The organism is Telluria sp. RT2P19 (assembly GCF_059685725.1).
On the sequence record NZ_JCASIL010000010.1, the window covers coordinates 51,128 to 76,318 of the forward strand.

Below are 25,191 nucleotides of genomic sequence, written 5' to 3' on the forward strand. Positions count from 1 at the left end.
GACATCGAGCTGCGGATGCTCGTCGAAGCCGTCTATTTGAAGTATAACTATGACTTCCGCGACTACACCGGCGCTTCGCAAAAGCGCCGCGTGCTGGTCGCCATGCGCGAAATGGAATGCGAGACGGTGTCGGAGCTGCAGTCGAAGGTGCTGCACGAGCCGAACGGCTTCGCCCAGCTGCTGCAATACCTGACGATCCCCGTCACCGAGATGTTCCGCGACCCGGATTATTTCTTGGCGGTGCGCGAGCAGGTCGCGCCTTTCCTCAAGACCTATCCGTCGCTGAAGATCTGGGTGGCCGGCTGCAGCACCGGCGAAGAGGTGTATTCGCTGGCCATCTTGCTCAGGGAAGAAGGGCTGCTCGAGCGCAGCATCATCTACGCCACCGACATCAACCCCGAGTCGCTGGACGCCGCGCGGCGCGGCGTGTTCCCGCTCGAGCGCATGCGCCTGTACACCGAGAACTACCAGAAGTCGGGCGGCAAGGCCGCGTTCTCGGACTATTACACGGCGGCCTATGGCGGCGCGCTGTTCGAGCGCAGCCTGATGGATAACGTGACCTTCGCCGACCACAGCCTGTCGACCGACAGCGTGTTCTCGGAGACCCATTTCGTCAGCTGCCGCAACGTGCTGATCTACTTCAACCGGCGCCTGCAGGACCGCGTGCTCGGCCTGTTCCACGATTCGCTGTGCCACCGCGGCTTTTTGGGCCTGGGCAGCAAGGAGAGCATCGACTTCTCGAGCTATGCCGAGCGCTTCGAACCGCTGGCCAAGCGCGAGCGCCTGTTCCGCAAGGTGTCGCCGTGAGTCTGCAGCAGCAACTGGCAGCGGCGCTGGGAACACGCCGCATCGAGATGGTCGTCATCGGCGGCTCGGCCGGCGGCGTCGACGCCCTGGTCGGCCTGCTGCCTGCGCTGCCGGAAGGCTTCGCGCCGGCGGTGACCTGCATCCTGCACGTGCCTGCGGACCGCGAGAGCCGCCTGGCCGAGCTGTTCGCCATGCGCACCGCCCTGCCCGTGCGCGAGGCGCGGGACAAGGAACCGATCCAGTCCGGCACCGTGTATTTCGCCGGCGCCGGCTACCACCTGTCGGTCGAACAGGATCGCAGCTTCTCGCTCAGCTGCGAGCCGCCGGTGCAGTTCGCCCGGCCGGCAATCGATATACTGATGGAATCGGCCGCCGACGTGTATGGATCCGCGTTGGCGGGTATACTGCTGACCGGCGCTAACTTCGACGGCGCCGAAGGCATGTGCCGCATCCGCGAGCGCGGCGGCCTCACCATCGTCCAAGACCCTGAAGAAGCGCAGGCCAGTACCATGCCCGGAGAGGCAATCCGGCGCTGCGCACCGCACCTTGTGTTGCCGCTGCAGGCGATTCGCAGCGTGCTGCCCCTGTTGGAGACCCCATGAGCCAGGACCCAAGCAAGATACTGATCGTCGACGACCTGCCCGAGAACCTGCAGGCGCTCGAGGCGCTGCTGCGTCACGATCAGCGCACCATCTACCAGGCGGCGTCGGGCGAACAGGCGCTGGCGCTGCTGCTCGAGCACGAGTTCGCGCTGGCCATCCTCGACGTGCAGATGCCGGGCATGGACGGCTTCGAGCTGGCCGAGGTGATGCGCTCGACGACCCGCACCCGCCACATCCCGATCGTGTTCGTGTCGGCGGCCGGGCGCGAGCTCGATTACGCCTTCAAGGGCTACGAGAGCGGGGCGGTCGACTTCATGTACAAGCCGCTCGATGCCGACGCGGTGCGCAGCAAGGTCAATGTCTTCGTCGCGCTCGACCAGCAGCGCCGCGAGACCCGGCGCCAGGTGCTGGCGCTGGAACAGAGCCGGCACGAGCAGGAAGTGCTGTTGCGCGAGCTGAACCAGACCCAGCAAGAGCTGCAGCGCTCGCTGCGCATGCGCGACGAATTCATGTCGCTGGTGGCGCACGAGCTGCGCACGCCGCTCAACACGCTGTTCCTGGAAACGCAGATGCGCAGCCTGCAGATCAAGCGCGGCAATATGGCGGCTTTCGGTCCGCAGCAGATGGAAGCGATGGTCCAGCGCGACGAACGCCAGATCAAGTCGATGATCCGCCTGATCGACGACATGCTCGACGTCTCGCGCATGCGTAGCGGCAAGCTGTCGATCCGTCCGGCCAAGGTGGAATTGATGTGCCTGCTCGAGCGCGTGGTCAGCGACCTGTCGCTGCAGGCGGCGACGACCGGCAGCTCGCTGACCTTGCGTGCGCACGATGGCGTGACCGGCTGCTGGGACGAGTTCCGCGTCGAGCAGGTGATCGTGAACCTGTTGACCAACGCCATGCGCTACGGCTGCGGCCAGCCGGTCGAGGTCAGCGTCGAGCGCGACGGCGAGATGGTAAGGATCGACGTGCGCGACCAGGGGAAGGGCATTGCCCCCTCGGACCTGGAGCGCATCTTCGAGCCCTACGAACGCGGCGCCCGCAACGGCGAACCGAAGGGGCTTGGCCTGGGCCTGTACATCTCGCGCCAGCTCGCCATCTCCCACGGCGGCGAGCTGCGCGTCGCCAGCAAGCCCGGTGAAGGCTCGGTCTTCAGCCTGGTCCTGCCCTGCACCGACGTGCCGGTCTGCGCCGAAGCCGACTTCTGACCCGCCACCCAGTAATGGGGGCGGGCCCAATGCCCTTCAGTCAAGCCGCGGCGCCTTCCTGAGTTAGTCAGGACGTCGTTTCCGCGGTGGTGGGAACCTGGGTTGCAGGCGTCTCGAGGACGTTCGCAGACGTTGGGTTTGCGCCTTCGCGGGAACGACGTGCACGAGCGCTGAACTTCGCGGTATTCGACGCCGACACTGGTTATCTGCCGAGAAATTGGCCAATAAATCTCCTCTGACCCTCATTGTTGGGCTATTGCCTGTGGGGAGGGCAAGCAAGACGGCGGTTGCAGGCGCTTGCTATTTGCGACACACTGTCCGCGTTTGGTTTGAGCCGCTCTGTTGCCAGGGTGACAGAGTAATACTTGACTGATAGCTAAAATCAATCAAGAATATCTAATCAATCAATTTCACAAACGACGGGCAGGGCGGTAAACTGCTTGTCATACGTTTCATCAACCCCCAAACAGGAGATTACATGTCCCTCATCAACACCCAGATCAAGCCGTTCAAAGCAACCGCTTACCACAACGGCAAGTTCATCGACCTGACCGAAGAGAACTTCAAGGGTACCTGGTCGGTGGTGATGTTCTACCCGGCCGACTTCACCTTCGTCTGCCCGACCGAACTGGAAGATCTGGCAGCATTCCAGCCTGAATTCGAAAAGCTGGGCGTCAATGTCTACGGCGTGTCGACCGACAGCCACTTCGCCCACAAGGCATGGCACGACACCTCTGACGCGATCAAGAAAGTGAACTACCCGCTGATCGGCGACCCGACCGGCGTCCTGTCGCGCAACTTCGAAGTCATGATCGAAGAAGAAGGCATGGCACTGCGCGGTACTTTCGTGATCAATCCGGAAGGCCAGATCAAGATCATGGAAGTGCACGACAACGGCATCGGCCGCGACGCATCGGAACTGATGCGCAAAGTCAAGGCAGCCCAGTACGTCGCTTCGCACCCAGGCGAAGTCTGCCCAGCCAAGTGGACCGAAGGCGCGGAAACCCTGACCCCGTCGCTGGACCTGGTCGGCAAGATCTAAGCACTAAGCAGTAGTCAAGTAGCACCCGTGAACGGGCCGCTGCGGCGGCCCGTTGCACGCCCGGTCTGTGCAAGTACAAGTAGATAAACAAAAGGAAAATACATCATGCTGGACGCAACCCTCAAGAAACAGTTGCAAGCCTATCTGGAAAAAGTGGTGCAGCCGATTGAGCTGGTTGCATCGCTGGATGACTCGCCAAAATCGCGCGAAATGGATGAGCTGCTCAATGAGATCGCAGCCCTGTCCGACAAGATCACAGTGCGCCAGCAAGCCAATGAGCGCACCCCGTCGTTCGCGATCAACCGCGTCGGCACCGATATCGGCGTGCGCTTCGCCGGCATCCCGCTGGGCCACGAATTCACCTCGCTGGTGCTGGCCCTGCTGCACGTCGGCGGCCATACCATCAAGCTGGAACAATCCGTCATCGACCAGATCGCAGCCCTGGACGGCGACTACGTATTCGAGACCTACATCTCGCTGTCGTGCCATAACTGCCCGGAAGTCGTGCAGGCACTGAACACGATGTCGGTCATTAACCCGCGCATCAAGGTCGTGACGATCGATGGCGGCGTCTTCAAGAAGGAAGTGGAAGACAAGCAGATTCTGGCCGTGCCGATGATGTTCCTGAACGGCCAGCATTTCGGCCAGGGCCGTACCAGCGTCGAAGAGATCCTGTCGAAGATCGACGTCAACGGCGGCGCCAAGAAGGCAGCCGAACTGAGCCAGAAAGACCCATTCGACGTGCTGATCGTCGGCGGCGGGCCCGCCGGCGCGGCAGCCGCGATCTACGCCGCCCGCAAGGGCATCCGTACCGGCGTACTGGCCGACCGCTTCGGCGGCCAGGTGCTCGATACGCTGGCGATCGAGAACTTCGTGTCGCTCAAGGCCACCGACGGTCCGAAGTTCGCCGTCGCCCTGGAAGAGCACGTCAAGGACTACGACGTCGACATCATGAATACCCAGCGCGCCAGCAAGCTGGTGGGTGGCAAGCTGATCGAAGTGCATACCGAGAGCGGTGCGGTGCTCAAGTCGAAGTCGGTGATCATCGCCACCGGCGCCCGCTGGCGCGAGATCAACGTGCCGGGCGAGAAAGAGTACAAGAACCATGGCGTGGCGTATTGCCCGCACTGCGACGGCCCGCTGTTCAAGGGCAAGCGCGTGTCGGTGATCGGCGGCGGCAACTCGGGCGTCGAAGCGGCGATCGACCTGGCCGGCATCGTCAAGGAAGTCACCCTGATCGAGTACGGCAATGAGCTGCGCGCCGATGCGGTCCTGCAGCGCAAGCTGGTCTCGCTGCCGAACGTCAAGGTGATCAAGTCGGCCCAGACCACCGAGATCCATGGCGACGGCAAGATCGTCAACGGCCTGAGCTACAAGGACCGCACCACGGGCGCACTGCATCGCGTGGACCTGGAAGGCGTGTTCGTGCAGATCGGCCTGGTGCCGAACGCCGAATGGCTCAAGGGTACGATCGACCTGTCGGCGCATGGCGAGATCGAAGTCGACGCACGCGGCCACACCTCGCTGCCGGGCGTGTTCGCCGCCGGCGACGTGACCACCGTGCCGTTCAAGCAGATCGTGATCGCCGTGGGCGAGGGCGCCAAGGCGTCGCTGGCAGCCTTCGATCACCTGATCCGCCTGCCGGTGGAAGAGGAAGAGGAAGAGCAGAAAGCCGCCTGATGGGAAAGCGGGCCCGCAAGGCCCGCTGCTGTAGAAGAACAAACGCCGCCTCCCTGTGGGACGCGGCGTTTTTCGTACGTCGGTTGGCGGCGCCGACGACCACGCGTCGGTGGCGTTGCCGCCAATACGCTAGAGACGTCAGTGGAACGAGAACAGCAAGGCGGACGACAGGGCGCCGGATTCCAGCAAGAACCATGTGGCAGCACTGGCAAGGGCCAGATGGACTGCGGTCCACGTCATAGGGCGGCGAGACATGATGGTTCTCCTGAAGTAGCAAAGCTGTGAATGATGGACACGATAGTAAATGGCTGGCGGGACAGGCGGCATCGGTCAACTATCCGTCCTGTTGTAGGACTAACGCCTGTCGCAAAACTGTGTCGCACAATTGACACAATCAGCTTAGCACTAGCCTATTAACGTTGCGACCCCGCCAAAAGTTGACGTCCTACGCCTGAAGTAGGTTGAGTCCTATGGTCGAGTTATCGCCGTGCTAATAAAGTCGGTATCACCATGACCCGACACGACCCCACTCTCATGCACCGCGGCCTGCTCGCCGTGCGCCGCAACACCATCCGACGCCTTCTCAACGGCGTGTTCGGCATCGCGCACCTGCGCGATGGCCAGCAACGCGTCATCGACAGCGTACTCGATGGCAAGGACACCCTCGCCATCATGCCTACCGGCGGCGGCAAGTCGCTGTGCTACCAGATCCCGGCCAAGATGCTCGAAGGGATCACGGTCGTCGTCTCCCCGCTGATCTCCCTGATGAAGGACCAGCTCGAGAAGCTCGAAGAGATCGGCATCCGTTCGGTGCAGGTCAACAGCAGCCTGTGCGCCGAAGAAGAACACGCCGCCATCGACGCCATCGCCAGCGAATCGTGCGAGATCGTGTTCTGCACGCCGGAACGGCTGGTCTCGCCCGAATTCATCGACGTGCTGCGCAAGGTGACGCTGGACATCGTCGTGATCGACGAAGCGCACTGCATCTCGCAGTGGGGCCACGATTTCCGCCCGGCCTACATCGGCCTGGCCGCGGCGATCGAAGCGATTGGCCGCCCGCCGGTACTGGCGCTGACCGCCACCGCGACCGACGAGGTGATCGCCGACATCGGCAAGCAGCTGGGCCGCAAGCTCAACGTCATCAACACCGGCATCTACCGTCCCAACCTGCATTACCGCGTGCAGCAGGTGACCAGCGCGCGCGAAAAATACGAGCAGGCGCTCAAGCTCGTGCGCGAGACGGCCGGCGTCGGCATCGTCTACGCCGCCACCATCAAGGTGGCCGAAGAGATGCTGGCCGTGCTCGAGGAAGCCGGCGAATCGGTCACGCTCTACCACGGCAAGCTGTCGGCGGCAGAGCGCAAGCTGAACCAGGACCTGTTCATGGAAGGCGAGCGACGCGTGATGGTGGCGACCAATGCCTTCGGCATGGGCATCGACAAGAGCGATACGCGCTTCGTGATCCACCTGCAGATCCCGGCCAACCTGGAGTCGTATTACCAGGAGTCGGGCCGCGCCGGGCGTGATGGCCTGGACGCCGAGTGCACCTTGCTGTTCCTGCAGGACGACAAGCGCCTGCAGCAGTTCTTCCTGATGAAGCATTATCCGGATGCCGAGGAGCTGCAACTGGTGCATGCCAGCGTGCGTACCCTGGGCGAAGAAGGACCGGTGAGCCTCAAGCGCCTGGACGCCGCGCTGGAAGACATCGCCGATTCGAACATCAAGGTCTGCCTCAAGCTGCTCAAGGACGCCAAGCTGCTGCGCCAGAACCGCAAGCTGGAGTACATCGCCAGCGCGACCGAGCCGCGGCCCGGCGTGTTCGCGCGCCTGGCCCAGGTCTATGTCCAGAAGCAGGAACACGACAAGGAAGCGCTGAACCAGATGGTCGGCTACGCCGTCAGCGGCTACTGCCGCTGGAAGCTGATGCTCGATTACTTCGGCGACCCGGCGCCGGGTTTCGAACAGTGCTGCAAGTGCGACAACTGCCTCAATCCGCCCGTCATGAGCCTGCCCGAGGACATCGTCATCCGCGACGACGAGTTCGATCGCGAGCCGGCGCTTGACGCGCCCAAGCCGAAGTTCGAGGTCGGCGCGCGCGCCAGGTCGTCGAAGTACGGCGAAGGCGTCGTGGTCGCCGTCGCCGGCGAGCAGGTGACGGTCGAGTTCCCGGACGGGGAAAGCCGCAACTTCATCGCCGACTTCCTCGACCAGGTGGCCAGCTAAGGGGTGCCAATGGGAGACATGGTTGTCGTTCGCAAGGAAGGCCTTTACTGCGTACCAGGGGATTTCTACATCGACCCGTGGCGGCCGGTGGCGCGCGCCGTCATTACCCATGCCCACGGCGACCATGCGCGCGTCGGCCATGGCCACTATCTCGCGGCCTCGCCCGGCATCGGCGTGCTCAAGTCGCGCCTGGGCGATATCTCGGTCGATCCGCTGGAATACGGCGAGAAGATCGTCCACAACGGCGTCACCATCTCGCTGCACCCGGCCGGCCATGTGCTGGGCTCGGCCCAGGTACGCATGGAGTGCGGCGGCGAAGTGTGGGTGGCCTCGGGCGACTACAAGGTCGAACCCGACAAGACCTGCGCGCCGTTCGAGCCGGTGCGCTGCGATACCTTCATCACCGAATCGACCTTCGGCCTGCCGATCTACCGCTGGCAACCCGAACAGCAACTGATGGACGAGATCAATGCCTGGTGGCGCAAGAATGCCGAGGAAGGCCGCTGCAGCGTGGTGTTCGCCTATTCCTTCGGCAAGGCCCAGCGCATCCTGGCCGGACTCGATCCGTCGCTCGGGCCGATCGTCTGCCACGGCTCGGTCGAGCCGCTGAACCGCGCCTACCGCGCCGAGGGCGTCGACATTCCGCCGACCGTGCTGGTGAGCGACATCGACAAGGCCGCGCTGCGGCGCGCGCTGGTGGTGGCACCGCCGTCGGCCAGCGGCTCGCCGTGGATGAAGCGCTTCGGCGACTACAGCGACGCCTTCGCCAGCGGCTGGATGCTGCTGCGCGGCGCGCGGCGCCGGCGCGGCGTCGACCGTGGCTTCGTGCTGTCCGATCACGCCGACTGGCCGGGCCTCATGAGCGCCATCAAGGCCACCGAAGCCGAGCGCGTAATCGTCACCCACGGCTCGATCCCGATCCTGGTGCGCTGGCTGTGCCAGAACGGGCTCGACGCCTCGGGCTTCGAGACCGAGTATGGCGACGAGGAAGAGGACGAGTCGACGCCGCCGGCCGGCACGACGGCCTCGAAAGACGCAGCGGCGCAGACGCCGGCAGGACCGGCCGATGCGTGAATTCGCCCGCCTCTACGCCGACCTCGACGAAACGACGTCGACCACCCGCAAGCTCGACGCGCTGCAGGGCTACTTCGCCAATGCCGCGCCCGAAAATGCGGCCTGGGCGGTGTACTTCCTGGCGGGCGGCAAGCCGCGCCAGGCAGTGCCGACCAAGTTGCTGCGCCAGTTCGCGATCGACTACGCGGGCCTGGACGAATGGCTGTTCGACGAGTCCTATCATGCGGTCGGCGACTTCGCCGAGACCATCGCCCACATCCTGCCCCCGCCGACCGAGCGCGCCGACATCGGCCTGGCCGAGTGGATGGAACAGCGCATCGGGCCGCTGCGCGGCGCCGATCCGGGCCGCATCCGCGAAGCCCTGTTCATGTACTGGAACGAGCTGGATTGGCGCGAGCGCTTCCTCTTGGTGAAGCTGATCGGCGGGGGCTTCCGGGTCGGCGTCTCGAAGCTGTTGGTGACGCGCGCGCTGGCCGCGATCGCCGCCGTTGACAGCAAGCTCATTGCCCAGCGCCTGATGGGCTGGACCGACGGCCGCGTGAAGCCGACCGCCAGCGGCTTTCTGCAGCTGATCGCCGAGCAGTCCGACGAAGAGCACAAGCTGCGCGGCGGCCAGCCTTACCCCTTCTTCCTGTCGCACCAGTTGAACGGCGATCCGGCCTCGCTGGGCGAGCTGGATGACTGGCTGGTGGAGTGGAAGTACGACGGCATCCGCGCGCAGCTGGTGCGGCGCGACGGCCAGAACTTCCTGTGGTCGCGCGGCGAAGACCTGATTACCGAGCGCTTTCCCGAGCTCGCCGCGGCGCGCCTGCCTGACGGAATGGTGCTCGATGGCGAGGTGCTGATCTGGCAGCCCGGCTCAAGCATGCCTGCGCCTTTCGCCGACCTGCAGAAACGCATCGGCCGCAAGACCCTGTCCGCCAAGCTGCTGGGCGAGTTGCCTGCGGTGCTGTGCTGCTACGACTTGCTGGAACTGGACGGCGTCGACCTGCGCGGCCTGCCGCAGCACGAGCGGCGCGCCTTGCTGGAGGTCGAGGTGGCCAAGCTCGAGCAACCGCAGCTGCGCCTGTCGCCGCTGGTCCATGCCGACAGCTGGGAACAACTGGCGACACTGCGCGCCGGCTCGCGTGCGCGCAGCGTCGAGGGCATGATGCTCAAAAGCCGCGGCGCGCAGTATGGCGTCGGCCGCACCAAGGACGTCGGCACCTGGTGGAAGTGGAAGATCGACCCATACGCCATCGACGCCGTGCTGCTGTATGCCCAGCCGGGCAGCGGGCGGCGCGCTTCGCTCTACACCGACTACACCTTCGCCGTGTGGGATGGCGAGGGCGCCGAGCGCAGGCTGGTGCCGTTCGCGAAAGCGTATTCCGGCCTCACGGATGCCGAGATCGCCCAGGTCGACAACGCCATCCGGCGCACGACCATCGAGAAGTTCGGGCCGGTGCGCTCGGTGAAGCCGACCATGGTGTTCGAGATCGGCTTCGAAGGCATCGCGCTGTCGCCGCGCCACAAGGCGGGGATCGCGGTGCGCTTTCCGCGCATCCTGCGCCGGCGTACCGACAAGCCGGTCGAGGAAGCCGATACGCTCGAAACGCTGAAGGGCTTGCTGAAGGCGGCCACGGCATGACTCACAATCCGGTAAGCAGCCGTATCGACGCATGGCTGTCCAGCCGCGGCTGGACCGCCTTCCCGTTCCAGCGCGCCGTGTGGAAGGCGGCGCTGAAGGGCGAGTCGGGCCTGCTGCATGCGAATACCGGTGCCGGCAAGACTTTCGCGGTCTGGTTCGCGGCCCTGCAGCGCGCGGGCCTGGAAACCGGCCGTGCCAAGTCAGGCCTGCACGTACTGTGGATCACGCCGATGCGTGCGCTGGCAGCCGACACCCAGCGCGCGCTCGAGGATTCGGCCGCCGAGCTGCTGCCCGAATGGCGCATCGGTGCGCGCACCGGCGACACCAAGCCGGCCGAGCGCGCGCGCCAGACGCGCAGCATGCCGGCAGCGCTGGTGACGACGCCCGAGAGCCTGTCGCTCATGATCAGCAATGCGGCGGCGCTGGAACAGTTCCGCAACCTCGACATGGTCATCATCGACGAGTGGCACGAACTGATGGGCAGCAAGCGCGGCGTGCAGGTGCAACTGGCGCTGGCCAGGCTGCGGCGCTGGCGTCCCGGGTTGCTGGTGTGGGGCGTGTCGGCCACGATGGGCAACCTCGACCTGGCGCGCCAGGTATTGCTTGGGGGGGACGACGGCGCACTGGTCGAAGGCGATACGCGCAAAAAAATCGTCGTCGACTGCCTGATCCCCGAGAACGTCTCGCGCTTCCCCTGGGGCGGCCACCTCGGCCTGCAGATGCTGCAGCCGGTCATTCGCGAAATCGAAGGCCACGAGGCGACGCTGGTGTTTACGAATACCCGCTCGCAGGCCGAGATCTGGTACCAGAACATCCTGGAGGCGCGGCCCGACTGGGCCGGCGTGATCGCGCTGCACCACGGTTCGCTCGACCGCGAGGTGCGCGAGTGGGTCGAGCTGGGTCTCAAGAACGGGATATTGAAGGCGGTGATCTGCACCGCCAGCCTCGATCTTGGCGTGGACTTCCTGCCGGTCGAGCGCGTGCTGCAGATCGGCAGCGCCAAGGGTGTCGCGCGCCTGCTGCAGCGCGCCGGCCGCAGCGGCCACGCGCCGGGCCGCGTCTCGCGCGTGACGCTGGTGCCGACCAACAGCCTCGAGCTGCTGGAGGCGGCCGGCGCACGCAAGGCGGTGGCGGCGCGACGTATCGAGGGCCGCTACGTGCCGAACAAACCGTTCGACGTGCTGGTCCAGCACCTGGTGACGGTGGCGCTGGGCGGAGGCTTTCGCTCGGAAGAACTGTACCAAGAGGTGCGCCGGGCCTGGTCGTACCGCCACCTGACGCACGAAGAGTGGCAGTGGGCGCTCGACTTCGTGGCGCGCGGCGGCCAGAGCCTGACCGTCTATCCTGAATACCGGCGCGTGCTGCCCGACGACGAGGGCGTGTACCGCGTACCCGACAGCGCCATCGGCCGCCGGCACCGGATGGGCATCGGCACCATCATGTCCGACGCCACGATCCAGGTGAAGTACATGAGCGGCGGGCGGATCGGCAGCGTCGAGGAATCGTTCATCTCGCGCCTGAAGCCCGGCGACCGCTTCCTGTTCGGCGGCCGCATCCTGGAATTCGTGCGGGTGCACGAGCTGACGGCCTTTGTAAGACGCGCCACCGGCACGCGGGGCGCGATCGCGCGCTGGCAGGGCGCCAAGATGCCGATGTCGAACGAACTGGCCCACGCCGCGCTCGAAGAGCTGCGCCTGGCCGACCAGGGCGTGTTCGACGGCCCCGAGATGCGCGCCATCGAACCGCTGATCGACATCCAGCAGCGCTGGTCGGCGCTGCCCACGAGCGAAGTGCTGGTGCTCGAATCGATGAAGAGCCGCGAGGGCCACCACCTGTTCGTATATCCGTTCGCGGGCCGCTCGGTGCATATGGGCCTGGCGTCGCTGATGGCGTTTCGCGTCGGCCGGGCGCAGCCGATCACGTTTTCGATCGCCATCAACGACTACGGATTCGAGCTGATGGCGCCGGAGCCGGTCGACTGGGCAAGCATGTTCGCCGCGCCGACGGGCGCGGGCGTCGCGCTGTTCGATACCGAGCGCCTCCTTGAAGACGTGATCGACAGCCTGAACGCGACCCAGTTGTCGCAGCAGCGCTTTCGTGAAGTGGCGCGCATTGCCGGCCTGGTGTTCTCGGGCTATCCGGGGCAGCCGAAGTCGAACCGCCAGCTGCAGGCCTCGTCCTCGCTGTTCTTCGAGGTGTTCCGCAAGCACGACGCGGCCAATCTGCTGCTCACCCAGGCCGAGCGCGAGGTGATGGAGCAGGAGCTCGAATTGACGCGCCTGCGCGACACGCTGGCCGAGCTGCATGCGCGGCGCGTCGCCTATCGCGAAGTAAAACGCGCGACGCCTTTCGGCTTCGCCCTGATGGTCGAGCGCTTCCGCGAGAAAGTCAGCACCGAGAAACTGGGCGACCGCGTAGCGCGCATGCTGCGCGAACTCGAGAAAGCGGCGGCGGCATGAAAAGCGCACAGGTCCAGGTGGCTGGCGAATCGCTCCTGCTGCTGCCGGAAAAGGCGATCTATTGGCCGCGCGAAAGGATGCTGATCATCGCCGACGTCCACTTCGGCAAGGCCGCGTCCTTTCGCGCGCTCGGGGTGCCGGTGCCGCGTGGGACGACGTCGGAAAACCTGGCCGGGCTCGACGCCCTGGTCGCCTGCCACGATGCGCGCCAGGTGGTGTTTCTGGGCGACTTCCTGCATGCGCGCGCGGCCCATGCCAGCTCGACCCAGCTCGCCATGCTGGCCTGGCGCCAGCGCCATCCCGAGCTGGGCCTGATGCTGGTGCGCGGCAACCATGACTTGCATGCGGGCGATCCGGCGGCGGCGCTGGGGATCACGCTGGTGGACGAGCCGCATGCGATCGGGCCGTTCGCCTTCTGCCACCATCCCGGCGTCGACGCGCCGGGCTATGGCCTGGCCGGGCACGTGCACCCGGTATATGTGCTGGCGACGCGCTTCGATGCGCTGCGGCTGCCGTGTTTCGTGGTCGGCGAGCAAGGATTGATCTTGCCGTCGTTCGGCGCCTTCACTGGCGGGCATGCGGTCAAGCCGGGTCCCGGCGACCATATCTACGTGACCTCGGGCGACGCCGTGCACGCCGTGTGCTAGCGACGCGACCATTGGTTCGTGAGCGTACCGACCTGGGACTTTCGCACAGGTACTGTCTAGCAGGACTGACGGCGGTGTCATGCCGTCTGCTGATCAAGGAGATTGCCATGAAAAAACGCATCCTGATGTGTTCGCTGCTGGCTGCCCTGGCACCGGCCGGCATGTTGCTGGCCACGAGCAGCGCGGCGCTGGCGCAGGTCGCGCCGCAGGGCCGCACCGTGACGCCCGCCATCGAAGGTTTCCATGTCGAGAAAGTGCCGAGCCTGGAGCAGGGCGCCGCCCTGCATTTCCATGTCTATGGAACGCGCAACGCGGCGGTCACCGTGAATATCGACGGCGCTACCCGTGGTGTACAGATGCAGGAGACCGATCCCGGTCAGTACAGCGGTAGTTATGTGATTGGCAACCATGACCGTTTCCAGCCGGGTAGCCGCGTGACGGCCGAGATGCGGCTGGGGAGCCAGATCGCCACGACGGTGTTGCGCGATGGCCTGGTAACCGGCGCGGCGCAGGGCCAGTCGCAAGAACCCGTGCGGCAGCTGGCCTCGAAGGACGCCGGTGTGGCGGCGGCCGCCCCGGGCGCATCGCCACCCCCACCGCCGCGCACGACCGAGCGGCCACGGGTGGCGCGTTACTGCACCAGTTGCGCCGTTGTCGAGAAAGTCGAGATCGTGCGCGAGGCGACGGGGGGAGCGCGGCCGCTGGCCAGCGATGTGCAGGCGGCCCAGCGTTATCGGGTAACCGTGCGCTTCGATACGACCGAGGCGACCCAGGCGGTCGAGTATGACAATCATCCAGGGTACCGCAAGGGCGACCGGGTGCGTGTGATCGATGGGGTGGTGTCGCTGGATAAGGAGTAACCGGGGAGTGGTCACGGCCCCGCGCCTGCCGCCCGTCGTTGCAACGAAGGCGGAAACAGTGCCACGGGCGCTGTTCCCGCCAGATTTGCACGCGCGACGATCGCGCGGGCTGCCCAGCTTGGCGCCTGGGCGGGAACGACGGTTGGGGGCTGACTGACGAGTGCGTGACGCTGCCGATCAAGCCGTCGCCAGCACCTGGTCGTCACCGGGCGCTTCAAGCTCGGCCTTCTGCCTGGCGCCGCCCTTGGTACGCGAACGCGACGGTGGCAGCCGGCGCAGCGTCTTGAGCGACTCGGCATCCTTGATGCCAATCGTGCGCTGGTCCACCGTGATCAGGCCGATCTCGTTGAATGCCGACAGCGTGCGGCTGACGGTCTCGAGCGTCAGGCCCAGGTAGCTGCCGATCTCGTGGCGCGTCATGCGCAGATTGAACAGCTTGCTGGAATACCCCATCGCGGCGAAGCGGTCGGCCAGCGAGACCAGGAAGCGCGCCACGCGGGCCTCGGCCGACAGGGCGCCGAGCATGCCGATCATGGTCTGCTCGCGCACCAGTTCGCGGCTCATCACGCCGTACATCATGTTCTCGAGCTCGCTATGCACGCGGCCCAGCGCGGTCAGTTTCTTGAACGGCAGCAGGATCAGGTCGCAGTCCGACAGGGCCACCGCCTCGGAGGCATAGTGGCGGGTATGGATGCCGTCGACGCCCAGCATGTCGCCTTTCATGGGGAAGCTCAGCACCTGCTCGTTGCCGAATTCGTCGATCAGCACCGTCTTGAGGAAGCCCGAATTGACGATATACAGGGTGTCGAAGGCCTGGCCGATCGTGTGCACGCGCTGGCCGGTCTTGAACTGCACATGCTGGAACAGCAATTCTTCGGAGCTCACCGATACGCTGGCAGGAATACGGAGCAGGTCGCACACTTCCTTGAGGTTGGACCAAAGCCGTCCCTGGCGCTGGCGTCCGGCTTCCATCGGGGAATGCAGGGTCGGCTGGGTGACGTTGCGTTGTTCTGACAGTGGCTGGGACAGCATGCTCATCTCCGGTAAGGAACTCAGGTTTCACGCGATCCCAGCGGCACGGCAGAGTGCGGTTGCGCGTCTGCAATGCCATGGTTACTTGTATGGCTGCCACCGTGTGGCTGACGCAGTGACTTGGATCGCAAGCAAGTCGAAACGCTGAATTCAGTATGCCAACACGAGTCCGGCACGAATATCAGCGTTGCCTGAATATGTAGGTAGGACAGATGGGGCAGCAGTAGGAATACTCCTACTACCAAACACGCCGCGCGAATGGCGGCAAGTTGCAGAACAGGAAAAATCGGAGAGGGGACAGCTTGCCGCGCACCCGGGCGGCATTGGCGCTGGCGCCGCACCAAAGCCACGGGCGGCGGTCAAAGGACATCAGTGCATTATGCTTTCATCGGCGACAGCAGCCGGTGCGCGACGGCATACTGCACCATCTCGGACAGCGAACTCATCCCCATTTTCTGCATGATCCGGGTCTTGTGAGTGCTAACTGTCTTGACGGACAGGTGCAAGCCGTTGGCGATGTCGGTGATCGACTTTCCGCTCACCAAATGTGAAAAGACTTCGAATTCGCGGTCCGAGAGCTGCTTGTGCAGCAATTGTTCGCTAGGCGCCATGATGTTCAGCGCCAGCTGCTCGGCCACTTCGGTACTGATATAGGGGCGTCCCGACGCCACCTTGCGAATCGCCCCCACCAGTTGCGTGCCTGCGCTTTCCTTGGTGAGATAGCCCTGGGCGCCGGCCCGGATGGCGCGCACCGCGTATTGCTCTTCCTCGTGCATGGTCAGGATCAGGATGGCCAGCTTGGGCGCTTCGCTGCGCACCTGCCGGATCAGGTCGACGCCGCTGCGGCCCGGCATGGACAGGTCGAGCAGGAGCAGGTCGAAGCCGCCCTGGCGCACCAGCGACAGGACCTCGAAGCCATTGGTGGCTTCGCCCACGATGTCGACTTCCTCGGCGCCGTCCAGGATGCGTTTGAGCCCCTCGCGCATGATCGTGTGATCATCGGCGATGACGATTCTTACCATTATCGATTCCTCGAGCCTGTAGTAGTCTCCTACCCAGGATCAGCAAAAAATCTATTGTAGCCGTAAATACATAATGCGGGGCAAAATCGGGTCAGGTGGCGGCCGGCTCGGCAATCAGCCGGTGCACCAGCACCGGCTTGGTCGTATGCGACAACACCTTGTTGGTGACGCTGCCCAGCAGCAGCTGGTTCCAGCCGCTGCGGCCGTGCGAGCCCATGAAGATCAGGTCGCAGCCTTCCTGCTCGGCCACGTCGACGATCTTCAACGCCGCCGAATCGGAAAATGCGGTCATGCACTGGCACTGGAGGTTGGCCCCGGCGCAGGAACGCGTGATCTTGCCCATGTATTCCTCGCCCATGCGCCGCATCTGGGCCAGGTAGTCTTCTTCGCTGGGGTACGAGGGCGGGATGATCTCGACGTAGACCGGGTACTGGTATTCGGGGGCGACGAACAGGGCGAGCACCTCGGCGCCCATCTGTTGCGCGAACTTGACGCCGGCGCAGGCGGTGTGTTGCGATACGGCCGAACCGTCGGTGGTGATCAGGATCTTGCGGTACATGATGTTTCTCCTCCTTGGTCACGTCCATTCTGACGACTCGGCGCAGGATGGCGGTTTGTGAGATGCAAACAGTTGAGTTCAATCAAACGAACACATACTGAAGCGATGCAACACTGAACTAGGGAAAATGAGCTGCGATTACAAAATACAACACCCACCTTATAAAAAGCATCAGGAACACACGATTTTGATTGTCGCGGAATTAAGTTTCCATGTCCATTTTGTTGCATTGCCTTCTCTGAGATTTACCTGCGGCAACCACGCTGCTACACTCGCTTTAATTACTCCACCGTAATTTTTACGGCCCAAACGGCCAGGTGGATGCAGCAGACAACCGAATTGCAGAGCTGATTGCACATTTATACATTATGGAGAAGCAGGGATCATGACCAACGCCGCTGACGATTTCGACGCACTATTCGAGGAAGTGGCGGCGCAGCGCACCAGCGCGCTGCCAAGTCCCGCGCCTGCACCAGCGCCCTTACCTGCGCCGGCCGAGGCCATCGGTGACGAGGACGACCTGGAGTCCCTGTTCGACCAGGTGGCCGCCAGCGCCGCGCCTGCCGCAGCCGCGGCGGTGGCCGCGCCTGCCGCGGCCGCGCCAGCCGCTGTAGCGCCAGCCGCCGCGTCCTCTGCAACCACGCATGACGAAGGCGGCATGTTCGAGCGCCTGGGCGGCATCGTCCGCCTGCTGCATGATTCGCTGCGCGAGCTGGGCTACGACAAGGCGCTGACCGAGGCCTCGTCGCAGATCGTCGACGCCCAGGACCGCCTGGAATACGTCGCCACCCTGACCGAACAGGCCGCCAACAAGGTGCTCAACACCCTGGACGAAGGCATGCCGGCGCAAGACCTGCTGCAAAAGAAGGCCAAGGACATGGAAGAGCGCTGGGCCGACCTGTTCGAGGGCAAGCTGAGCCTGGACGAATTCAAGGCGCTGGCCGGCGATTCGCGCCAGTTCGCGTCGGTCGTCAACGAGGCGACCGAAGCCGAGCGCGCACGCCTGCTCGAGATCATGATGGCCCAGGATTTCCAGGACATCACCGGCCAGCTGATCAAGAAGGTCGTCAAGATCACGCAGACCGTCGAGAGCGAGCTGGCCCAGCTGCTGCGCGACAACGCGCCACCGGATATCAAGGAAAAGCTGGCGAAGAAGGAACAGCCGGCCGCCCCAGCCCCGCTGATGCAGGGCCCGTCGGTGCCGGATACGGCGCTGAACCAGGACAATGTTGACGACCTCCTTGCCGATCTGGGATTCTAATGGACGATATGCTGAAGGATTTCGTCGTCGAGGCGATGGATCTGGCGGTCAACGTAGAAGAACACCTGCTGCGCCTCGAACGCGACCCGGACAACAAGGAAACGCTCAATGCGGTGTTCCGGTCGTTCCATACGATCAAGGGTGGCGCCGGCTTCATGGGCCTGCCCGCGCTGGTCGCGGCCTGCCACCTGACCGAGAACCTGTTCGACGCGCTGCGCACCGGCGCCGCGCCGGTCACGCCGCTGGCGATCGAAGCCGCGCTGCAGGCGTCGGGCTTCGTGGCCGACCAGCTGGGTGACCTGAACAACGGCACGCCGCCGGAAGGCTTGGCGCAGATGCCGGGTGACCTCGAACGCATCCTGATGGATGCGATCGAAGGCAAGGACAATGCGCCGGCCGCGGCCCCCGTCGCCCCCGTGGTGGCCGCACCCGTCGCCGTCGTCGCGCTCGAGACGGTGGCGCCGGCAGCCATCGGTGACGAAGGCCTCGACTGGACCGGCATGTATAACGCCGTGGTGCCGGCCGCGCATGCGATCGCCAGCGGCCATGCCGCGGCGCCCGCTGCCGCGCCGGTCGCCGCCGCCGCGCCGCTCGCCGCCTCCACCCCCGTCGCCGCTGCAGCCACGCCGGCCGCGGCCGGCAAGAACTGGGACGGCGTCGAGCGCCGCACCGACAACAAGGCCGCCGTCGCCGCGCCGGCCAAGGACGAGAGCATCCGTATCGACGCGGTCAAGCTCGACGCGCTGCTCGAAGTGGCGGGCGAATCGGTGCAGGCCGCCAACCAGGCCGCGGTGCTGCTCGAGCGCCTGCAGCAGTTCAAGTTCGAAGGCCAGGCCGCGGTGCTGATCGCGACGCTGAGCGAAACCCTGGAGCGCGCCTCGCGCTACTCGGCCGAGCTGCAGCGCGCGACGCTCGCGACCCGCATGCAACCGGTGGGCCGCCTGTTCCAGAAATTCCCGCGCCTGGTGCGCGAGCTGGCCAAAGACCTTGGCAAGGATGTCGAGCTGACCATCGAAGGCGCTGAAACCGAGGTCGACCGCGTGGTGGTGGACAGCCTGTACGACCCGCTCGTGCACATGCTGCGCAACGCCCTGGACCATGGCGTCGAATCGCCCGAAGAGCGCGTCGCCGCCGGCAAGCCGGCCAAGGCCTTCATCCTGCTCAAGGCCTGGCAGGAAGCCAACAGCGTCATGATCGTGCTGCAGGACGACGGCAAGGGCATGGACCCGGTCAGGCTGCGCAAGAAGGCGCTCGACAAGGGCCTGATCGGCGAGAACGGCGCCCAGAGCGACGAAGACGCCTACCAGCTCGTGTTCCTGCCGGGCTTCTCGACCAAGGAAGTCGCTTCCTCGGTGTCGGGCCGCGGCGTGGGCATGGACGTGGTCAAGACCGCGGTGGAGAAGAACCGCGGTGCAATCCGCATCGAATCCTCGCTCGGCAAGGGTACGCGCTTCGCGATCCGCCTGCCGATCGAGCTGTCGATCGTGCCGACCATGCTGGTGTCGACCTCGGGCGCGCAACTGGCGCTGCCGATGGCCGTCGTCGAGCGCGTGGTCGAACTGCCGGACAACTTCGCCTGCGTCGGCGGCGCGCCGGTGCTGAAAGACCAGGGCCGCCCGCTGCCGGTGCGCTCGCTGGCGCTGGCGCTGGGCTACGAGGCCGCGCTGGAAAAAGTCGGCATCGTCATCAACGCCCCGCAGCCTTACATCCTGGCAATGGAGGCGGTCGACGGCACCGCCGACCTGGTGATCAAGCCGATGACCGCGCTGACGGTCGAGGGCATCACCGGCACCGCGCGCTCGGCCGAGGGCGAACTGGTGCTGGTGGTCGGGTTGTCGTTCCTGATGGATGGGTGCAGGAGCAGCGTCAGGCTTGCAGCCTGACGCGTAGACTGGACGGCTTTGCCGTCCACGTGCCGATAGTTTGCAGCAAGATCATCCGGTGCGACCCGAGGCCGGCGAATGTCAACCGAAAGCCAGCGACGCTAACTGAAGCCAGCGAGTGCCAGCCAAAAGCCAGCGACGCTAACCGAAGCCAGCGAGTGCCAGCCAAAAGCCAGCGACGCTAACCGAAGCCAGCGAGTGCCAGCCAAAAGCCAGCGAGTGCCGGCCAAAAGCCAGACAAAAGCCAGACAAAAGCCCGTGTCATCGACACAGGCTTTTTTTATTTGCATCAGGCAAACCACTTGCAAATATTATTTGCCTCGTGTTAATGTCTTTGGCATAAACGTGCGTCGCCCCAGCTTGGTGCGGCACTGCACAATTATGGCATAATCGAAAACCCGGCCCTGTCAGCCGTACATTGACGGGGCCGCGCTTCACCTCACCGCACTACTGGATCGACCATGCAAAAAACGCTCTACGACAAACTCTGGGATTCCCATGTCGTGCGTGCCGACGCCGATGGCACCACAGTCCTCTATATCGACCGCCACCTGGTGCACGAAGTCACCAGCCCGCAAGCCTTCGACGGCCTGCGCGAGGCAGGTCGCGGACTATGGCGCGTCTCCGCGAACCTGGCCGTGGCCGACCATAACGTGCCGACCACCGACCGCGCGCAAGGCATCCTTGACCCGACCTCGCGCCTGCAGGTCGAGACGCTCGACGCCAACACCAGGGCCTTCGGCCTGACCTATTTCGACATGAACGACAAGCGCCAGGGCATCGTGCACGTGATCGGGCCCGAGCAAGGCGCGACCCTGCCGGGCATGACCGTCGTCTGCGGCGACTCGCACACCTCGACCCACGGCGCCTTCGGCTGCCTGGCGCACGGCATCGGCACCTCGGAAGTCGAGCACGTGCTGGCCACGCAAACCCTGCTGGCCAAGAAATCGAAGTCGATGCTGGTGAAGGTCGAGGGCGACCTCAATCCCGGCGTGACCGCGAAAGACATCGTGCTGGCCGTGATCGGGAAGATCGGCACCGCCGGCGGCACCGGCTACGCCATCGAATTTGGCGGCGGCGCCATCCGTGCGCTGTCGATGGAAGGCCGCATGACGGTCTGTAATATGGCGATCGAAGCGGGCGCCCGCGCCGGCATGGTGGCGGTGGACGACACCACGATCGCCTACGTCAAGGACCGCCCGTTCTCGCCCAGGGGCCAGCAATGGGAACAGGCCGTCGCCTACTGGCGCACGCTGCACACGGACGACGGCGCCCGTTTCGACACCGTCGTCGAACTCGATGCGAAGGACATCCAGCCGCAAGTGACCTGGGGCACCTCGCCCGAGATGGTCACCGCGATCGACGGCCGCGTGCCCGATCCGCAGGACGAACCCGATCCGGTGCGCCGCGGCGCCATCGAAAAGGCGCTGGCCTATATGGACCTGGCGCCGAATACCCCAATCGACGAGATCCTGATCGACAAGGTGTTCATCGGCTCGTGCACCAATTCGCGCATCGAAGACCTGCGCGCCGCGGCCGAAGTCGTGCGCGGCCGCCATCGCGCGGCGAATGTGAAGCTGGCGATGGTGGTGCCGGGTTCGGGCCTGGTCAAGGAACAGGCCGAGCGCGAAGGGCTGGACCGCATCTTCGTCGATGCCGGCTTCGAATGGCGCGAGCCGGGCTGCTCGATGTGCCTGGCGATGAACGCCGACCGCCTGGAGCCGGGCGAGCGCTGCGCCTCGACCTCGAACCGTAACTTCGAAGGCCGCCAGGGGCAGGGCGGACGCACCCACCTGGTGTCGCCGGCGATGGCGGCGGCGGCGGGCATCGCCGGCCGCTTTGTCGACGTCCGCGCGCTCTGATGCGTTAACAGGGCACGACCGTATATCAGTAACAGGAAGATCATGAAAAAAGCACTCGCACTGTCCCTCATCGCCATCTTGCTAGCTGGCTGCAACACGATTTCGGGCATCGGTCGCGATGTCTCGAAAGTGGGCCAGGTCGTTACCAGCGCTGGCGGTAGGTAAGGCCTGGCCCCCCCGCCTGCGCGGGGATGACGTGATTGGGATCCCCGCGCAGGCGGGGACAAGCTTGGATCCCCGCCTGCGCGGGGACGACATGCGCCGCGTTGGCGGCGCGAGGGAAACTTAGATGGACAAATTCACCGTACACCAGGGCCTGGTGGCGCCGCTCGACCGCGCCAATGTCGATACCGACGCCATCATCCCCAAGCAATTCCTGAAATCGATCCGCCGCACCGGCTTCGGCCCGAACCTGTTCGACGAGTGGCGCTACCTGGACCACGGCGAGCCGGGCCAGGATTGCCTCAGCCGTCCGGTCAATCCGGACTTCGTGCTGAACCAGCCGCGCTATGCCGGCGCGTCGATCCTTCTCACCCGCAAGAACTTCGGCTGCGGCTCGTCGCGTGAGCACGCCCCATGGGCGCTGCAGCAGTACGGTTTCCGCGCCGTGGTCGCGCCGAGCTTCGCCGACATCTTCTTCAACAACTGCTTCAAGATCGGCCTGCTGCCGATCGCCCTGAGCGAGGAAGAAGTCGAAACGCTGTTCCAGGCGGTGAAGGCCAACGACGGCTTCGAGCTGGTGATCGACCTGGAAGCCCAGCGCATCGGTACGCAGGACGGGAGCCTGTCGTATGGCTTCGCCATCGATGATTTCCGCAAGTACTGCCTGCTGAACGGCCTGGACGACATCGGCCTGACCCTGCGCCATGCGGACGAGATCCGCGCCTTCGAACAACGCCACGTCGCGGCCCAGCCATGGCTCGCCAACACCATCTGAACAAAGAAAGCAGCTGAATGAAAATCGCGATCCTGCCGGGTGACGGCATCGGCCCGGAGATCACCGCGCAAGCAGTGAAGGTATTGAACGCACTCGGCGAATCGTTCGAGATGGAAAGCGCGGACGTCGGCGGCGCCGGCTACGCGGCCCATGGTCACCCGCTGCCGGAAGGTACCCTCAAGTTGGCCAAGCAAGCCGATGCGGTGCTGTTCGGCGCCGTCGGCGACTACCAATACGACTCGCTCGAGCGCGCGCTGCGGCCCGAGCAAGCCATCCTCGGCCTGCGCCGTGAGCTGGCCCTGTTCGCCAACCTGCGTCCGGCGATCCTGTACCCCGAGCTGGCCGGCGCCTCGACCCTGAAGCCCGAAGTCGTCTCCGGCCTCGATATCCTGATCATCCGCGAACTGACGGGCGACATCTATTTCGGCAAGCCGCGCGGCGTGCGCGAATGCCCCGACGGCCCGTTCAAGGGCCAGCGCGAAGGCTTCGACACCATGCGCTACGCCGAAGGCGAGATCCGCCGCATCGCCCATGTCGCCTTCCAGGCGGCAAGGAAACGCGACAAGCGCGTGACCAGCGTCGACAAGGCCAACGTGCTCGAGACGTTCCAGTTCTGGCGTGATATCGTGACCGACGTGCACCAGCAATACCAGGACGTCGCGCTCGAGCACATGTACGTCGATAACGCGGCCATGCAACTGGTTCGCGCGCCGAAGAAGTTCGATGTGATCGTTACTGGTAATATGTTCGGCGATATTCTGTCCGATGCCGCCGCCATGCTGACCGGTTCGATCGGCATGCTGCCGTCGGCTTCGCTCGACGCCAACAATAAGGGTTTGTACGAACCGTCGCACGGCTCGGCGCCCGACATCGCGGGGCAGGGCGTGGCCAATCCGTTGGCAACGATCCTCTCGGCGGCGATGATGCTGCGCTTCTCGCTCGGCCTGACCGAACAGGCGGACCGCATCGAGAACGCCGTCAAGCGCGTGCTGGCGCAAGGGTTGCGTACGCCGGATATTTTCGAAGCAGGGTCCACCAAAGTGGGCACCGAAGAGATGGGCGACGCGGTGGTCGCGGCGCTCTCATAAAGTTTTCTAAAACGCCAAGGGAAGATGATGAAATTAGTAGGTCTGGTAGGTTGGCGCGGCATGGTCGGCTCGGTCCTCATGCAGCGCATGCAAGAGGAAGGCGATTTCGACCATATCGAGCCGGTGTTCTTCACCACCTCGAATCCGGGCGGCGCCGCGCCGAAGATGGCGAAAAACGAAACCACGCTCAAAAGCGCTACTGACATTACTGAGCTGTCGAAATGCGAGATCATCATCTCCTGCCAGGGTGGCGACTACACCAGCGAGGTGTTCCCGCAACTGCGCGCGGCCGGCTGGAACGGCTACTGGATCGACGCCGCGTCGACCCTGCGCATGAACGATGACGCGGTCATCGTGCTGGACCCGGTCAACCGCAGCGTGATCGACGCCGCCTTGTCGAAAGGGGTCAAGAACTACATCGGCGGCAACTGCACCGTGTCGTGCATGCTGATCGGCCTGGGCGGCCTGTTCGAAGCCGGCCTGGTCGAGTGGATGACCTCCATGACCTACCAGGCGGCATCGGGCGGCGGCGCGCAGCACATGCGCGAACTGCTGACCCAGTTCGGCACGATCAACAGCTCGGTCAAGTCGCTGCTGGACAATCCGGCATCGGCCATCCTCGAGATCGACCGCACCGTGCTGGCGACCCAGCACGGCTTGTCCAGCGACGAAACGAAGCAGTTCGGCGTGCCGCTGGCCGGCAACCTGATCCCGTGGATCGACAAGGACCTGGGCAACGGCCAGTCGAAAGAGGAATGGAAGGCCGGCGCCGAGACCAACAAGATCCTGGGCCGCGGCGCGGGCCTCGATGCCAAAGCGATTCCGGTGGATGGCCTGTGCGTGCGCATCGGCGCCATGCGCTGCCACTCGCAGGCGCTGACCATCAAGCTGACCCGCGATGTGCCGCTGGACGAGATCAACGACATCATCGCCTCGCACAACCAGTGGGTGAAGGTGGTGCCGAATACCCGCGAAGCGTCGATGCGCGACCTCTCGCCGGCAGCGGTGACGGGCGGCCTGGGCATCCCGGTCGGTCGCCTGCGCAAGATGTCGATGGGCGACGATTACCTGTCGGCCTTCACGGTCGGCGACCAGCTCCTGTGGGGCGCGGCCGAGCCGCTGCGCCGCATGCTGCGGATCGTGCTCGAACGTTAAGCCGGCTTTGTTGCCTTTAAGGCAACTTACATGGTATCAGGTTATCGAATGCCCCGTTCGCGGGGCATTCGCTTTGAAGAAGGTGCATACTGCGGCCGCTGGTGTGCGTCGGGAGCTTGCGTGCTCCAGAGCATGATGTTATGTTGAGACTCCGGGAAACCGT

Annotated in this window: 21 protein-coding genes; 18 read left to right on the forward strand and 3 right to left on the reverse strand. The window is 64.7% G+C overall.

The window, feature by feature from the left end:
* Window positions 1-15: 15 nt before the first annotated feature.
* From AC56KW_RS13815 to AC56KW_RS13865, 11 genes are all read left to right on the forward strand, one after another.
* Window positions 16-807, forward strand: a complete 792-nt coding sequence (locus AC56KW_RS13815) for a CheR family methyltransferase (RefSeq protein WP_497171398.1) — start codon at window positions 16-18, stop codon at window positions 805-807.
* Window positions 804-1,409, forward strand: coding sequence for a chemotaxis protein CheB (locus AC56KW_RS13820; protein WP_497171262.1), 606 nt, complete (start codon window positions 804-806; stop codon window positions 1,407-1,409). The genes AC56KW_RS13815 and AC56KW_RS13820 overlap by 4 nt, the downstream gene beginning before the upstream one ends.
* Complete coding sequence (locus tag AC56KW_RS13825) at window positions 1,406-2,617, forward strand: hybrid sensor histidine kinase/response regulator (RefSeq protein ID WP_497171263.1); 1,212 nt, start codon at window positions 1,406-1,408, stop codon at window positions 2,615-2,617. Before AC56KW_RS13820 ends, AC56KW_RS13825 begins: the two co-directional genes overlap by 4 nt.
* Window positions 2,618-3,095: 478 nt before the next feature.
* A complete protein-coding gene (ahpC, locus tag AC56KW_RS13830) occupies window positions 3,096-3,659 on the forward strand; it encodes an alkyl hydroperoxide reductase subunit C (RefSeq protein ID WP_005662712.1) in 564 nt (187 codons plus the stop codon).
* 105 nt (window positions 3,660-3,764) lie between these two features.
* On the forward strand, window positions 3,765-5,339 hold the full coding sequence (ahpF, locus tag AC56KW_RS13835; protein ID WP_497171264.1) for an alkyl hydroperoxide reductase subunit F: 1,575 nt from the start codon (window positions 3,765-3,767) through the stop codon (window positions 5,337-5,339).
* Window positions 5,340-5,849: 510 nt separating this feature from the next.
* Window positions 5,850-7,562, forward strand: a complete 1,713-nt coding sequence (locus AC56KW_RS13840) for a RecQ family ATP-dependent DNA helicase (RefSeq protein WP_497171265.1) — start codon at window positions 5,850-5,852, stop codon at window positions 7,560-7,562.
* 9 nt (window positions 7,563-7,571) lie between these two features.
* A complete protein-coding gene (locus AC56KW_RS13845; protein ID WP_497171266.1) occupies window positions 7,572-8,636 on the forward strand; it encodes a ligase-associated DNA damage response exonuclease in 1,065 nt (354 codons plus the stop codon).
* On the forward strand, window positions 8,629-10,263 hold the full coding sequence (locus tag AC56KW_RS13850) for an ATP-dependent DNA ligase (protein ID WP_497171267.1): 1,635 nt from the start codon (window positions 8,629-8,631) through the stop codon (window positions 10,261-10,263). Before AC56KW_RS13845 ends, AC56KW_RS13850 begins: the two co-directional genes overlap by 8 nt.
* Complete coding sequence (locus AC56KW_RS13855; RefSeq protein ID WP_497171268.1) at window positions 10,260-12,722, forward strand: ligase-associated DNA damage response DEXH box helicase; 2,463 nt, start codon at window positions 10,260-10,262, stop codon at window positions 12,720-12,722. Before AC56KW_RS13850 ends, AC56KW_RS13855 begins: the two co-directional genes overlap by 4 nt.
* On the forward strand, window positions 12,719-13,369 hold the full coding sequence (gene pdeM / locus AC56KW_RS13860) for a ligase-associated DNA damage response endonuclease PdeM (protein WP_497171269.1): 651 nt from the start codon (window positions 12,719-12,721) through the stop codon (window positions 13,367-13,369). Before AC56KW_RS13855 ends, pdeM begins: the two co-directional genes overlap by 4 nt.
* A gap of 107 nt (window positions 13,370-13,476) precedes the next feature.
* Window positions 13,477-14,229, forward strand: a complete 753-nt coding sequence (locus AC56KW_RS13865; protein WP_497171270.1) for a hypothetical protein — start codon at window positions 13,477-13,479, stop codon at window positions 14,227-14,229.
* A 177-nt stretch (window positions 14,230-14,406) separates the two neighbouring features.
* Here the strand turns inward: AC56KW_RS13865 and AC56KW_RS13870 are convergent, their stop codons facing one another.
* From AC56KW_RS13870 to AC56KW_RS13880, 3 genes are all read right to left on the reverse strand, one after another.
* Window positions 14,407-15,201, reverse strand: a complete 795-nt coding sequence (locus AC56KW_RS13870) for a Crp/Fnr family transcriptional regulator (protein WP_497171399.1) — start codon at window positions 15,199-15,201, stop codon at window positions 14,407-14,409.
* A 437-nt stretch (window positions 15,202-15,638) separates the two neighbouring features.
* Window positions 15,639-16,283 carry a response regulator gene (locus AC56KW_RS13875; protein WP_497171271.1) on the reverse strand — a complete coding sequence of 215 codons (645 nt, stop codon included), beginning with the start codon at window positions 16,281-16,283 and terminating at the stop codon, window positions 15,639-15,641.
* Window positions 16,284-16,374: 91 nt separating this feature from the next.
* Complete coding sequence (locus AC56KW_RS13880) at window positions 16,375-16,842, reverse strand: universal stress protein (RefSeq protein WP_497171272.1); 468 nt, start codon at window positions 16,840-16,842, stop codon at window positions 16,375-16,377.
* Between the two features lie 385 nt (window positions 16,843-17,227).
* Here AC56KW_RS13880 and AC56KW_RS13885 point away from each other — a divergent pair, with 385 nt between their 5' ends.
* From AC56KW_RS13885 to asd, 7 genes are all read left to right on the forward strand, one after another.
* Window positions 17,228-18,103: a protein phosphatase CheZ gene (locus tag AC56KW_RS13885; protein ID WP_497171273.1), complete on the forward strand. Its 876-nt coding sequence runs from the start codon at window positions 17,228-17,230 to the stop codon at window positions 18,101-18,103.
* On the forward strand, window positions 18,103-19,986 hold the full coding sequence (locus AC56KW_RS13890) for a chemotaxis protein CheA (RefSeq protein ID WP_497171274.1): 1,884 nt from the start codon (window positions 18,103-18,105) through the stop codon (window positions 19,984-19,986). The genes AC56KW_RS13885 and AC56KW_RS13890 overlap by 1 nt, the downstream gene beginning before the upstream one ends.
* Window positions 19,987-20,447: 461 nt before the next feature.
* Complete coding sequence (gene leuC, locus AC56KW_RS13895; RefSeq protein ID WP_497171275.1) at window positions 20,448-21,848, forward strand: 3-isopropylmalate dehydratase large subunit; 1,401 nt, start codon at window positions 20,448-20,450, stop codon at window positions 21,846-21,848.
* A gap of 42 nt (window positions 21,849-21,890) precedes the next feature.
* Complete coding sequence (locus AC56KW_RS13900; RefSeq protein WP_497171276.1) at window positions 21,891-22,013, forward strand: hypothetical protein; 123 nt, start codon at window positions 21,891-21,893, stop codon at window positions 22,011-22,013.
* Window positions 22,014-22,137: 124 nt separating this feature from the next.
* Complete coding sequence (gene leuD, locus AC56KW_RS13905; RefSeq protein ID WP_497171277.1) at window positions 22,138-22,785, forward strand: 3-isopropylmalate dehydratase small subunit; 648 nt, start codon at window positions 22,138-22,140, stop codon at window positions 22,783-22,785.
* 17 nt (window positions 22,786-22,802) lie between these two features.
* Window positions 22,803-23,873 carry a 3-isopropylmalate dehydrogenase gene (gene leuB, locus AC56KW_RS13910; protein WP_497171278.1) on the forward strand — a complete coding sequence of 357 codons (1,071 nt, stop codon included), beginning with the start codon at window positions 22,803-22,805 and terminating at the stop codon, window positions 23,871-23,873.
* A gap of 27 nt (window positions 23,874-23,900) precedes the next feature.
* The gene (asd, locus tag AC56KW_RS13915) at window positions 23,901-25,028 is read left to right on the forward strand and encodes an aspartate-semialdehyde dehydrogenase (RefSeq protein WP_497171279.1); all 1,128 of its coding nucleotides are present in this window, start codon (window positions 23,901-23,903) and stop codon (window positions 25,026-25,028) included.
* Window positions 25,029-25,191 lie beyond the last annotated feature (163 nt).